The organism is Synechococcus sp. YX-04-1 (assembly GCF_030546365.1).
Taxonomy (GTDB): Bacteria; Cyanobacteriota; Cyanobacteriia; order PCC-6307; family Cyanobiaceae; genus Parasynechococcus.
In genome coordinates, this window is record NZ_JAUONZ010000006.1 from 158,140 (window position 1) to 170,634 (window position 12,495).

Annotated in this window: 10 protein-coding genes; 5 read left to right on the forward strand and 5 right to left on the reverse strand. The window is 58.2% G+C overall.

All coding sequences use genetic code 11. The features are described from left to right. The first annotated feature begins 28 nt into the window (after window positions 1-28). Window positions 29-625 (forward strand): DUF1997 domain-containing protein, encoded by a 597-nt coding sequence (locus Q3Y53_RS11495; RefSeq protein ID WP_303536151.1) that lies wholly within the window; start codon window positions 29-31, stop codon window positions 623-625. On the opposite strand, the gene Q3Y53_RS11500 is transcribed toward Q3Y53_RS11495, so the two are convergent. The 3 genes from Q3Y53_RS11500 to Q3Y53_RS11510 form a co-directional block, all read right to left on the reverse strand. Next, window positions 572-1,171, reverse strand: a complete 600-nt coding sequence (locus Q3Y53_RS11500) for a ribonuclease HII (RefSeq protein WP_226425718.1) — start codon at window positions 1,169-1,171, stop codon at window positions 572-574. The genes Q3Y53_RS11495 and Q3Y53_RS11500 overlap by 54 nt on opposite strands. Window positions 1,172-1,176: 5 nt before the next feature. Then, on the reverse strand, window positions 1,177-3,117 hold the full coding sequence (locus Q3Y53_RS11505) for an Rne/Rng family ribonuclease (RefSeq protein WP_303536156.1): 1,941 nt from the start codon (window positions 3,115-3,117) through the stop codon (window positions 1,177-1,179). 258 nt (window positions 3,118-3,375) lie between these two features. Beyond that, a complete protein-coding gene (locus Q3Y53_RS11510) occupies window positions 3,376-6,039 on the reverse strand; it encodes a TIGR03960 family B12-binding radical SAM protein (RefSeq protein ID WP_226425715.1) in 2,664 nt (887 codons plus the stop codon). Window positions 6,040-6,092: 53 nt separating this feature from the next. On the opposite strand from Q3Y53_RS11510, the gene Q3Y53_RS11515 reads away from it, so the two are divergent. Genes Q3Y53_RS11515 through Q3Y53_RS11530 form a run of 4 tightly spaced genes read left to right on the forward strand, consistent with a single transcriptional unit; the run spans window position 6,093 to window position 10,009 of the window. Further along, window positions 6,093-7,319: an LL-diaminopimelate aminotransferase gene (locus Q3Y53_RS11515; protein ID WP_226425713.1), complete on the forward strand. Its 1,227-nt coding sequence runs from the start codon at window positions 6,093-6,095 to the stop codon at window positions 7,317-7,319. 47 nt (window positions 7,320-7,366) lie between these two features. Continuing rightward, window positions 7,367-7,687, forward strand: a complete 321-nt coding sequence (gene clpS, locus Q3Y53_RS11520; protein WP_186510477.1) for an ATP-dependent Clp protease adapter ClpS — start codon at window positions 7,367-7,369, stop codon at window positions 7,685-7,687. Window positions 7,688-7,691: 4 nt separating this feature from the next. Then, window positions 7,692-8,576: a CPBP family intramembrane glutamic endopeptidase gene (locus Q3Y53_RS11525; RefSeq protein ID WP_226425712.1), complete on the forward strand. Its 885-nt coding sequence runs from the start codon at window positions 7,692-7,694 to the stop codon at window positions 8,574-8,576. Then, window positions 8,570-10,009: a sulfatase gene (locus Q3Y53_RS11530; protein WP_226425710.1), complete on the forward strand. Its 1,440-nt coding sequence runs from the start codon at window positions 8,570-8,572 to the stop codon at window positions 10,007-10,009. The genes Q3Y53_RS11525 and Q3Y53_RS11530 overlap by 7 nt, the downstream gene beginning before the upstream one ends. Here Q3Y53_RS11530 and Q3Y53_RS11535 read toward each other — a convergent pair. Further along, entirely contained in the window at window positions 10,006-10,653 is a 648-nt protein-coding gene (locus tag Q3Y53_RS11535; RefSeq protein WP_303536161.1) for a sulfotransferase family 2 domain-containing protein, read from the reverse strand. The two genes, Q3Y53_RS11530 and Q3Y53_RS11535, sit on opposite strands and share 4 nt — an antisense overlap. Before the next feature lie 18 nt (window positions 10,654-10,671). After that, on the reverse strand, window positions 10,672-12,261 hold the full coding sequence (locus Q3Y53_RS11540; RefSeq protein ID WP_303536163.1) for a photosystem II high light acclimation radical SAM protein: 1,590 nt from the start codon (window positions 12,259-12,261) through the stop codon (window positions 10,672-10,674). Between the last annotated feature and the right edge of the window lie 234 nt (window positions 12,262-12,495).

Here is a 12,495-nt window from a genome sequence, read left to right on the forward strand (position 1 = left end):
AGCCGCACTGCATGGACTCGATAAGATCATGCCGCGTCAGGTGAAGTCCATGCCCCTGGCCTTCGAAGCCAGTCAAAAGCTTGATCTGCCTGTCAAAACAGGAGCAGAGCGGCTGCCCACTTACCTACTGGAGGAGGAGCGCGTCCTTGGGGCGTTGCTTGACGCCAAACAGCTCAACTGCCTGCAGCCAGGACGTTACCGGTATGTGGTGACCAGCCTGCAGGTCTTTCAGCTCCATGTAAAACCCGTGGTGTCCCTCCAGATCCAAATGGAAGGCGACACACTGGTGATGCAGGCCCTCGACTGCGAACTGGAGGGTCTGGGGATCGTTGACCACTTCGCCCTGAACCTGGAAGCACGGCTGACTTCCACACCCGGCGGGCTTCAGGGGCATGCCCATCTGTCGGTGAGCGTGAGCCAGCCGTCGCTACTCAAGCTGATCCCCAAACGGGTGTTGGAATCAACGGGTGAATCAATTTTGAGTGGCATCCTCATTGGCATCAAAGCCCGAGTTGGCCAGCAGCTGATCGACGACTACCGCAGCTGGTGCCGGGAAACCGACGAGCAAGGCTCAACCGAGCAAACGCTTCAAGAACGTGTGCCGATGCAAGGGCGTGGGACCTGAGGCCATCAGGCTCTGACGATGCTGCGCCGTGCCATAGCCCGCATGGCGCTCGAGCCCGTAACCAGGGAAGCGAGCCGACAAGCGCCGGATGAGTGCATCCCTCGCCTCCTTGGCCAGAACACTGGCCGCAGCAATGGCGGCTGATCGGCTGTCTCCCGCGATCACAGTGTGCTGCGGTCCCTGCCACAGGCGAAGGGGAAGATTGCCATCCACCAGCACAAGCCCAGGGCTCTGGGGCAGTCGCTGCAGAGCCCGCAACATGGCGCGTTCAGTGGCAACGCGGATGCCGCAAGCGTCAATTTCTCGCGCTGATGCCTGGCCCAAACCTGACGCTACACACAGCGACTGAATCAAGGGAACCAGAGCCGCCCGACGCTTGGCCGACAGTTTTTTGCTGTCGGTCAGCCCCGCCTTCAACAGGCATTCGGCTGCTGAGCCCTCGAGCACCACAGCGGCCGCAAAAACAGGCCCAAACAAACAACCACGACCGACTTCGTCCACACCAGCCACGTCCCTCCCGAGAGGGAGGGACTCCTGCGCGATCATCCGGCTCAGACCGTGGCGACTGCAGAGGAGCGACGACGGCGACGACGGGGCTCCTCAGGCTCAGCTGTTTCAGCCACCGCCACAGGCTCGGGCTCAGCCGGTTCGCTGCTGGGGGCCGGTTCTGGTTCGGGGATCGTCAGATTGGTCACCGCCTCCAAGGGGGTGATCTCCACCATCAGGGGAACCGACTCATCCGGAACAGACGAGGTAACGACAACGGGCGTCTCAGCGGCTGGGGCTTCAGTGGGCTGACTCGCCCCATTGCGTAACCCGGAACGACCACCCCGTCCGCCGCGACGACGGCGCCGTCCGGAACTGGCCGCCAATTGCTGACGCGCCGCCTCCAGCACCTCCTGCTCGTCCTCGCCAGGACGCACAACCCTGACCACGACGTTGTCGGATTCAGGGGGCTCCTCCAACAACAGGGCTGGGTTCAACCCCAGCCAACCAAACAACTGCTGTTGCTCGTCCGTCATCGGGACGGCAACCAATTCAGGGTCCTGACGACGGGCGATCGCGGGCTCCTGAGCCTCTTGAGTCGACACCTCAGGGGCAGTGGTATCGGACGTCTCAACTGGAAGGACAACATCCTGACTGCCGCGCCCTCGACCACCGCGCCGCCGCCGACCATTGCCACCGTTCTCTCCAGGCGAAACAACTTCGGCGCGGGCTGAGGCCGCTGATCGCACCAATCCCGTGGCCGTCGCCAGAGGTTGAAGCAAGTCTTTGCCAGGGAGAACTGCCACATGGCCGAGACCACCACAGCTGGGGCATGCCCGTCCGAACAGTTCATAGATGTTCTGCCCTTGACGCTTGCGGGTGAGCTCCAACAGTCCCAGTTCACTGAGCTGCGCGATCTGAGGACGAGCTGAGTCGTCACGGACGGCTGTCGTGAAATGCTCCAGCAGCTGGAGCTGATCACGACGGGAATCCATATCGATGAAGTCGATGATGATCACCCCACCGATGTTGCGCAGCTTGAGCTGTCGAGCGATTTCAATCGCCGCCTCACAGTTGGTCCACAGAACGGTTTCGCGGGCATTGGCCGACCGTGTGAACGAGCCCGAGTTCACGTCAATCACCGTGAGCGCTTCGGTGGGCTCGATGATCACGTAGCCACCGGACGGCAGATCAACCCGCGGCTTCAGCGCATCGCGGATGGCGGCATTGACCTTGTAGTGCTCCAGCAACTCGCTGGATTCACTGTGCGCTTCCACCAGCACATTGCTGGCATCAGCGCCAAGGAAGCTGATCACACGGCTCACAGCGGCGGCATCGTCCACCACAACCCGGGCCAAATCGGGACCCATGTGGTCCCGCAGAATCCGATGGATGAAGTCTTCATCGCGATTGAGCAGCACAGGGGGTGCAGCTGTCTCAGCTGCTTGCTGAATCGCCTCCCACTGGCGCAACAAGGATTCCAGATCCTCAATCAGCAGGTCTTCACTAATACCGTCGGCTTCCGTGCGGATCAGCAGACCAGCTCCAGGTGGCTTGATCAGAACACCCAGGGCACGGAGTCGGTTCCGTTCTGCATCGGAACTGATGCGCCGGGAGATGTTGACCCCCTGGCCATGGGGCTGAAGCACCAGGTAGCGACCTGGCAAAGCAAGGTTCCCCGTCAATCGTGGGCCCTTGGTGCCGGTCGGTTCTTTCATCACCTGAACCAGAACCTTTTGGCGGGGCTCGAGCAGTTCAGTGATCCCAGCCGAACCTTTCTTCAGACGCAGCGGGCCAAGATCGGTGACATGAATGAACCCGTTTTTCTCACTCTCACCGATATTGACGAAGGCAGCATCAATGCCTGGGAGAACATTTTCAACTGTTCCTAAATAGACATCTCCGATCTGATAACGACCCTGCGCGACGATCAGTTCATCAACACGTTCATCGGTTAGCACTGCTGCGATACGCAGCTGCTCCGCGATGACAATTTGCTGGGGCATAAGAGGACTGGTTGAGCCCGATTGAGGGCCAAAATCCGTTGAGGAACCTGCCGGTTCTCGCTCACGGGGTGATTAAAAGATCTGAGCTGGTCAGCAAGACCAAAAGGTTGCGGAGCACGAACTCCTATGAATCAGGCTTGGGGGTTCCAAAAAAGACCGCCATGCAAGCCGTGATGTGGACCTCGATATCCGTGTGGGATCAGACAAGACCGAAACAAGGTTGGTCCCGACGGACGAAACACCTGCTCTGTAACCAAATTAGCACTGCGCACTAAGGAGCAGGGCTTCTCTCACCAAGCGTTGCACCTGCAAGGGCTGGCCGACGGTGTCAGCAAGCCAGTGCTGAATCTGAGCAGGGCGCAGGCTTCGACCCATCTCATCCACCGCTGCTTCCAAGCGAAGCCGGACGGACCCATTGGTGTTCTTATCCGTCACGTGCAGCGCCTTCAACCCGGGGCGGCAATCCCGCTCCCGGGGGCGGCCCTTCTTATCGGTGTCGTGCCATACCAAGGTTGCGGCTTGCAGGAGCTGATCCACCGCCGCATTCCAATCCAATGGCATCGGGGCTTGCTCCTCCGGCACGAGATCAAAACACCAAACGGCGCCGGTCAGTTCTTGAGAGAGGCTTTTGCCACTGACGGGAACCTCGGCTGCCGCCAGCAGCTGAATGCCCTCAGGCAGCAACGGCTGGAGCGTTTTGCAGAAGTGATTGGGATCCAGGGCCTCGGTGAATTCCAGGTCCATCCACTCGCTCTGGGCCTCAGCGCCGAGGGGCAGGGCCAAAGCAATCTGAACCCTCGGCAGGGGATGAAACCCACCGGTGAAGCTGATCGGAAGAGCACTGCGACGCAGGGCACGTTCCAGCATGCGCATCAGATCAAGATGGCTGAGCAGCGCCATCGATCCCGTTTTGGCGAATTGCACCCGGATCCGGCACACCCGTTCACTGGGCGGCGCCTGGGTCGGCACCTGGGTTGGCACCTCTGGAGCAGGAACAACCACGTTGTGGCCGAGATCCGGGCCGCAGACCCCGCAACTGCTGCAGCCATCAAAGGAGCAGTCGGGCACAACCGCCGCTGCTAGAGCCCGTTGTAGATCGTCCGCCAGCCAGGCCTTGTCGATGCCGGTGTCGATGTGATCCCAAGGAAGCGGCTGAGCGCAGAACGCCTCAAGGTCCTCACGATCCAGGGCAGCCACGGCACTCCAGCCCCCCACCTCCATCTCCCGGTAACGCCCCTCCAGGCCAGCATCCGCGATGGCTCCGGTCCAGGCGGCGTACGTGCGATCCAGCGACTCGAACCAGGCATCCATGCCCGCACCAGCCCGCCAGGCTGCCTCGATCACCGGAGCAAGGCGCCGATCGCTGCGGCCCACAAAATCCTCCATTGCCGACAGCCGCACATCGGTGAAGTTCACCTTCACGCCGCGCAAACGCCTGAAGGCCTCCTTAAGCAGGGCCTGACGCCGCTCAAACTCGGCCGTGGAGACGCTGTGCCACTGGAACGGGGTGTGCGGCTTGGGCGTGAAATTGCTGATCGTGATGTTCAGGTTCAGCCGCCCTAGCTCACGGCAGCGCTGCTGGAGCATCACGCAGGTCTCGGCAATGCCGAGAACATCGGCGTCCGTCTCACCAGGGAGGCCGATCATGAAGTACAGCTTCACCTTGCGGTAGCCGTTCTGCATGGCCGTGCGGATGCCATGGAGCAGGTCGTCATCGGTTAGGCCCTTGTTGACGATGTCGCGAAGGCGCTGCGTTCCGGCCTCGGGGGCGAAGGTGAGACCCGCTTTCCTTGTGCCGCCCAGAATGTGGGCAATGTCTTCATCAAAGCGATCCACCCGCTGACTGGGCAGCTGAAGCGTGACGTTCTGATCCGCAAGGCGGTTGCGCAACTCAACTCCCACCGCCGGCAGCGCCAGATAGTCGCTGCAGCTCAGGGAGAGCAGCGAGAAATCGCTGTAACCGGTTTGTTTCATGCCGGTCTCCACGGCTTCGATCACGGCCTCCGGTTCCACATCACGAGCCGGACGCGTCAACATTCCGGGCTGGCAGAAGCGACAACCCCGGGTGCAACCGCGACGAATCTCCACTGTGAGACGGTCATGGACTGTTTCCACATGGGGCACAAGACCCATGGAGTAGTGGGGCATTGGCGTCGCCACACGGCGAAGAACCCGCGCTGGAACATCAGGGTGAAGCGGCTCAAGGGTCACCCCATCGGCGCCGGTTCCATAGAGCGCAGGCACGTAAACGCCGGGAACCTGGGCCAGATCGCGCAGCAATTGCGATCGAGTCAATCGATCCGCTTTGGCTTGTGCCACCACCAGACCGATTTCGGGCAACAGCTCTTCACCGTCACCCAGGGCGATGAAGTCGAAGAACGGGGCATAGGGCTCTGGATTGCTGGTGGCGGTGGGACCGCCAGCGAAGATCAGAGGAGGTGCTGCAGGATCACTCAGCGGCAAATCGCCCCGCTCAGCGGCGCGAATGGGCACCTGCGCCAGGTTCAGCATCTCAAGGATGTTGGTGGCGCCGAGTTCGTAACTGAGGCTGAAGCCCAGGATGTCGAAGGCTGGCAAGGGGCGACGGCTTTCCACCGCAAACAACGCCTGTGAGCGCTCCCGCAAGCGGCCAGCCAGATCGGCCGCCGGGAGATAGGCGCGATCACACAACTGCCCGGGAACGGCATTGAGGATCGAATAAAGAATGATGTGCCCAAGGTTGCTGGAGCCGACCTCATAGATCTCGGGGTAGGTGAGCGCCCAGCGAACCGACGCTGCCTGCCAATCCCGTGGTTCAACCCCTAACTCGTGCCCCATGTAGCGGGCCGGTTTGTTGATGCCGCTGTCCACCAGGGCATGGAAATCAACCGGGCAATCCAGGGATGAGACGACCACGTCGGATGTCCAGACTCCTGAGCTCATCGTATGGAGCTGCCGACACGGCAGGATGCCCCTCAGACATAGGTTCCGGTTCCGTGGTTCAGGTCAACGGCAATTACCTCAAGCTCAAGGCGGGCTACCTGTTCCCTGAGATCGGTCGGCGCGTCAAAGCGTTCAGCACTGCCAATCCCGACGCAGCGCTGATTCGCCTGGGCATCGGTGATGTCACGGAGCCCCTGCCGCTGGCCTGCCGTGAAGCGATGAAAACCGCCATCGATGCGATGGGAACCGCCGAAGGCTTCCACGGCTATGGCCCCGAACAGGGCTACGGCTGGCTGCGGGAGGCCATCGCCAAAAACGACTTCCAATCCCGAGGCTGCGACATCAGTGCCGAGGAAATTTTTGTTTCCGACGGCTCCAAGTGCGACAGCAGCAACATCCTCGACATCCTCGGCGAGGGCAACAAGGTGGCCGTCACGGACCCCGTCTATCCGGTGTACGTGGATAGCAATGTGATGGCTGGTCGCACCGGTGAAGCCGGAGAGATTGGTCGATATGCGGGACTGACCTACCTGCCGATCAGCGCGGACAACGGTTTTGCAGCGCAGATTCCCAGTGAACCGGTCGACCTGATCTACCTCTGCTTCCCCAACAACCCCACCGGTGCCGTCGCCACCCGGGAACAACTTCAAGCCTGGGTGAACTACGCCCGTGCCAATGGCGCGCTGATCCTCTTCGATGCTGCCTATGAGGCCTTCATCCAGGACCAGGAACTCCCCCACTCCATCTTCGAGATCGAAGGAGCCCGGGACTGCGCCATCGAATTCCGTTCCTTCTCAAAAAACGCTGGGTTCACCGGCACGCGCTGTGCGTTCACCGTGGTTCCCAAGGGGCTGAAAGGCAAAGCAGCCAACGGCGAAGCGGTGGAACTCTGGGGGCTCTGGAACCGACGTCAGAGCACCAAGTTCAACGGTGTCAGCTACATCATTCAGCGCGGAGCCGAGGCTGTTTACTCCGAAGCCGGTCAGGCCGAGGTGAAGGCCCTGGTGAACTTCTACATGGAGAACGCCGCGATCATTCGCCGCGAACTCAGTGCGGCAGGCCTCACCATCTATGGAGGCGAACATGCTCCCTACGTCTGGATCAAGACCCCTGAGGGCATGGACTCCTGGGGCTTCTTCGACCATCTGCTCAACAAAGCCAACGTGGTGGGTACACCCGGGAGCGGTTTCGGAGCCGCTGGCGAGGGGTATTTCCGCTTGTCCGCCTTCAACAGCCGCGCCAATGTGGACGAAGCCATGGCTCGCATCAAGGCACTGTGAGCCGCTACTTCTCCCTATTCGCTTTAGATTTCAAAGGCTTCGAATCAATGGTCATGGCGGTGGACTCTCCCAGCCAAAAACCAGGAGGTGCAGCTGTTCTGGACAAAGCGCCAGAGCGGGTTCGCAAGCGATCACCTCGCTACAAGGTGCTGCTGCACAACGATCCGGTGAATTCCATGGAATACGTGGTGGCCACCCTGCAGCAAGTTGTGCCTCAACTCAGTGAGCAGGACTGCATGGCCGTGATGCTGGAGGCCCACAACACCGGAGTGGGCTTGGTGATTGTGTGTGACATCGAGCCAGCTGAGTTCTATTGCGAGACGCTGAAGTCCAAAGGGCTGACCAGCTCCATCGAGCCTGAAAACTAAAGCGATGCAGCAACCGCTGAACAGGTTCCTCCTGCTTCAGCCAGCCTGGCTGTGCACGGTTCTGTTCATTCCTCTGCTTTACGCACTGGGATGGCTCGCTGCCGTCCCGCTGACGCTGCTTGGCCTGCCAGCAGCTCAGGTCTCCCTGACCGGAACGCTGCTGAGTTTTGTGCTGTTCCTCTTGGTGATGCCCCGATGGGCAGCCCTGCGGTGGTCCGAACCTCGGCCTTGGAGACGGCTAGGGCTGATCGCTCGCAAGCCAAGGGCTCGCATCGATCACGTCATCTCACTTGGCATCGGATTGTTGATGTCCATTGCCCTCATCGGCTTGATTGTGAGCTTGCTTGTCTTCACTGGAAACGGTTCCTGGCGAGGGAATCTCGAGATCCAGGCCATCCTCAATTGCCTCCTCCTGGCCCTCGGCGTTGGCTTTGCTGAGGAACTCATCTTTCGTGCCTGGCTCTGGGAAGAACTCACGAGGATGCTCGGTCCCAGAGGAGGACTTCTCGGCCAGGCGGCGCTCTTCAGCCTGGTTCACACACGCTTCAACCTCGGCTTTGGGCCGATGCTGGGCTTGTTAACGGGACTCTTGCTCTTGGGGCTGATCCTTGCTCTGCTCCGGCTCCGTGATCAAGGCTCCCTATGGGGATGCATCGGACTGCATGGAGGTCTTGTGGGCGGCTGGTTCCTCGCTCACCAAAACCTTTTGATGATTGATCCAAATGCACCGATTTGGCTGGTGGGACCAGGGGGCCAGAACGCCAATCCTCTAGGCGGGATGGTTGCCCTACTGAGCCTAACGGCCATTGGCAGCCGCCTGATTCAAACAACAAAGCCAACTCACCCGCGCCAGTCGAAAAATTCAGCCCACGACGAACAACGATGCTGAAGCAAAAACTGCAACTGATTCGTCAAAGGCTGACCCATCGGCAGCCTCAGAACGTTGTGATTGTTTTTGCCGATCAGTGGCGAGGAACAGCGGATGTTGATCAGTGCCACACACCCACGCTGGACCGCTTCAAAAACCAGGGAATTAACTTTCCAAATGCGATTTCTGGCTGTTCACAATGCTCCCCGTACCGGGGATCATTACTGACCGGCCTCTACCCGCTCCAGCATGGCGTCCTGGTAAATGACGCTTGCCTGGACCCCCAACACAAGTCAATCGCCTCAGCCTTCAAGCGAAATGGCTATCAAACGGCATACATCGGCAAATGGCACGTTTATGGGTCACCGACCGGAGGATTTGACCGAAGAAACTCACCAATCCCCCAGCAATATCGAGCAGGCTTTGATCATTGGCAAGGGAACGAATGCAACCACAGTTACAACCAATCACCATTCTTTTTGAATGATGATCAAGAACAGAAATTCTGGAAAGGATATGACGCCATAGCTCAAAGCCATTGTGCAGCAAAACTCATCAAAAAATTCGCACAAAATGAGCAACCATTTTTCCTCACCGTTTCATGGGGACCACCCCATGACCCGTACCATTCAGCGCCCCAGGAATACCAAGACTTATACACAAAATCAAACATCAAGATCCCTGAAAATGTTCCAAAGGAACATCACAACAAAGCGAGAGACCAATTGCACGGTTACTACTCCCATATTTCAGCCCTCGACGATTGCCTGAAAACAATCCTGCGGAGCCTCAAAAAAAATGATCTCGACAAAAATACCGTTGTTGTCTTCACATCAGATCATGGCGATATGATTTTCAGCCATGGCTTAACTAGAAAGTTATTTCCATTTGAAGAGTCTGTGCGTGTCCCGCTCGTCATCAGAGACCCAGGCAGCAAACATCGCGCAGGGCAACAATGCAAGGTACCGATCGATGCACCAGACCTGATGCCGACCCTGCTTGGATTGGCAAACCTGAAACAGGAAGATCATGTTCAAGGCCAGGACTGGAGTACGAGCATCCGAAACGAAAAACCTGAAAAAAACTCAGACGCGGGGCTCCTCAGCGCACCAGTGCAAGCAGGGCCACTTCAGCTGTACGGAGTACAGGCTTATCGCGGCGTGCGCACAAGCCAACACACCTATGTTCGCAACGAAGGCGGAGCCTGGCTTTTATTCGACAACATCAATGACCCCTTCCAGATGAATAACTTAATTCAAAACAAAGCAGCGAAGGGAATCAAGGACGACCTGGAGCAATTGCTTGAAATCAGGCTCAATAAACTAAACGACAACTTCGAGAGCAGCGATCAAATCATCGCGAAGCATCATCTCCAGCAGCATGTCGCCAAGACAGGCTTGGGTGGCCAAATACCATGGTCGTACCCCTGGGGAACACCAGAGCAGGTCAGCTAGACAGAAGGATCAACGAATTTATATCCCAAAAAACCAATATCTTCGGAGAAGATATCGGCAACAGCTTCAATCGCTTCGTCGTCAGGATAATACGCTTGAAAGGGCTGCCTTTTGGATCGGTTGGCATGGCCTGGCAACCGATCTTGAGTCAAACCAAGATCAGCAAAAATCTGCGCACAATCCTGGTTGAAAGCCTCCAATCGCCCAATTCGATCAACAAGAACAGATCCATCATGATCAAGTAAAAACCGCACCTGGGGCATCCACTGCACATGCTCTTTATGGCGAATCAATTCGAGGTAAGACTTAAATTCAGTCTCTGGAGTCATCCCCAAATAGTCCATCAAATCTGGCCTTTGCTGCATGTAGGCAAATTGAGAAACAGAGCGATCCCAGGGATTCCTCACAAAAGCAAACTTGTAGTAGGCACTGAAAACATTAGGGCCCACCTCTTCACGAACCTGCCAAGCCAAGAGATGCTGCAGGCCGCCAGTCTGATATTTATTTTCAAACCGACTAACAAACCCCATCCAAAGGTCTTCCTCCGTACGACCTTTCTCTTTCGGCCAAATCACATCCTCAACAGATGTCCCACCACACTTAGGGATGTGAATAAAAATACATTTTTGCTCGTGAGAAATCACAACAACAGAATTGAGGAATCAGCGCACGGCCGTTGCCAAGGCAGCTCGGCCTGCCACAGGGGCTCGCAATGCTTCATGAAGCGCAGCCACTCCGTAATCCCTTTCGAGGAGTGACATCACTGTGCGACCGAAATCCGCAGGATTGCGATCAAAAGCCTCGAGACACACCCGGCCAAAGGTGCTCCCCATGGGCTCAGGGTTCCAGAGAAGCTTGCGCGCCGTCCACGGCATCATGCTCATCGGGTTGTAGCCCGGCTTGATCAAACCCTGATCAAACCCGTACTGCTCAAGGTGGGTGTGGGGCTGCAAGCCAATGAAAAAGATCGCTGGCTCGACCAAATCAGCGCCGAAAATGGCCTCCAGCTCACGGTGATAAGCCACGGTCTGACGGATCGTCTCCGGCCGCTCATCAATCACGTTGAAGGAGTAATTCACCGACACGTGATCGCGGAAGCCCGCATCCGCCAGCATCCGGCAACTCTCCAGAACGGTGCGAAGGTTGTAACCCATGCGCATCTTGCGAACGAGCTCTTGAGAGCCGGACGTAATGCCGATCTCGAAATAGCTCATGCCCGTCTCCACCATGAGCTGAGCCAATTCGGGGTCCAGATTGTCGGCGCGGATGTAGGCCGCCCAACGGATGCCGGTCAGTCCTTCAGCCTTGATCGCCCGCAGGAGTTCCTTGGCGTCTTCGATGTAGCGCCGCGCGGGAATGAACTGAGCATCAGTGAACCAGAAACCACGCACCCCGCGGTCGTAAAGCTGGCGCATCTCTTTCACCACCTCATCCACTGGGTTGAGGCGCACCTGCTTGCCTTCCACCACCGTGTAGACGCAGTAACAACAGTTGTGAGGACAGCCTCGCTTGGTCTGAACTCCCACATAGAAGTCGCCACCTTCGAGGTACCAATCGAGCTGGGGCCAGATCGAAGCGATGTAGTCGTAATCACAGGCGGTTTTGGGTCGACTTTCCGGCTGCTCATGGATCAGGCCTGAACGTGGCTTCTCGCCCACCACGAAACAACGTTCGCCTTCAAGGGAGTGGCCCTGGATCAACTTCTCGAGAAGCGGCTCCCCCTCACCGATAGACACAACTGTTCCCTTGGGAAGCGACTTGCCGAGTTGCTCGTAGAACACACTGACGGCCCCACCGCCAAGAACTGCTCTGGCCGCCGGCTGGTGGCGGCGCGCACGTTTCAAGCCCTGACGCACCAAACGCTGGTTTCTGCGCAGCTCGCCGTAATGGCTGCTCATCAACTGAAGCCCGCCCATGGCTCCATGCAGACGTTTCAGTGGGTTGCGGGCATAGAACACCTCGAATGAGTTCTGAAGAGGGTTGCCACCCCGCCCATCAACCGGTGCATAAATCTGTATGTCTCTCCAGGAAAAAACCAACAGCGTCGGCTGGAACTGGTCAACGGTGGCGTCCAGCACGCGATGGACATCCAGCACCGGCAGAGCCGCAAGATCCAGGATGCGCTGGGGCATCTCCGGAAAACATTTGTGCAGATGGTCGGCGAGATAGATCGGCCCGATCGGAAAGATCGGATTGCAGGGCAGCCGTACCAGCAACACCCGTTCTTGTTGTGGTGCCACGTCAGCTGCCATGGGGGTTTCGGGACGCTAACAAGCGCTGCCGCCAACGGAGCTAGAAGCTTCTTCACAAGAACTTCATCAAGCAAGCGACACACAGCGCAAACTTCCTTTACACTCCCCAGCAGGCAGGGCTTTCCTGCCCTTCCTTAAACCGTTCCTTCGGGAACATTTCTTTCCGTTCTCATGACCACCACCCTCCAGCAGCGCTCCGGCGCTTCCAGCTGGCAGGCCTTCTGCGAGTGGGTC

What these genes read in the sequence shown, in the direction of transcription:
- clpS (WP_186510477.1), top strand. Translation starts at nt 7,367, where the DNA reads ATGGTCATGGCGGTGGACTCTCCCAGCCAAAAACCAGGAGGTGCAGCT.
- Q3Y53_RS11500 (WP_226425718.1), bottom strand. Translation starts at nt 1,171, where the DNA reads ATGATCGCGCAGGAGTCCCTCCCTCTCGGGAGGGACGTGGCTGGTGTG.
- Q3Y53_RS11530 (WP_226425710.1), top strand. Translation starts at nt 8,570, where the DNA reads ATGCTGAAGCAAAAACTGCAACTGATTCGTCAAAGGCTGACCCATCGG.
- Q3Y53_RS11525 (WP_226425712.1), top strand. Translation starts at nt 7,692, where the DNA reads ATGCAGCAACCGCTGAACAGGTTCCTCCTGCTTCAGCCAGCCTGGCTG.
- Q3Y53_RS11505 (WP_303536156.1), bottom strand. Translation starts at nt 3,117, where the DNA reads ATGCCCCAGCAAATTGTCATCGCGGAGCAGCTGCGTATCGCAGCAGTG.
- Q3Y53_RS11510 (WP_226425715.1), bottom strand. Translation starts at nt 6,039, where the DNA reads ATGAGCTCAGGAGTCTGGACATCCGACGTGGTCGTCTCATCCCTGGAT.
- Q3Y53_RS11540 (WP_303536163.1), bottom strand. Translation starts at nt 12,261, where the DNA reads ATGGCAGCTGACGTGGCACCACAACAAGAACGGGTGTTGCTGGTACGG.
- Q3Y53_RS11495 (WP_303536151.1), top strand. Translation starts at nt 29, where the DNA reads ATGCCGCGTCAGGTGAAGTCCATGCCCCTGGCCTTCGAAGCCAGTCAA.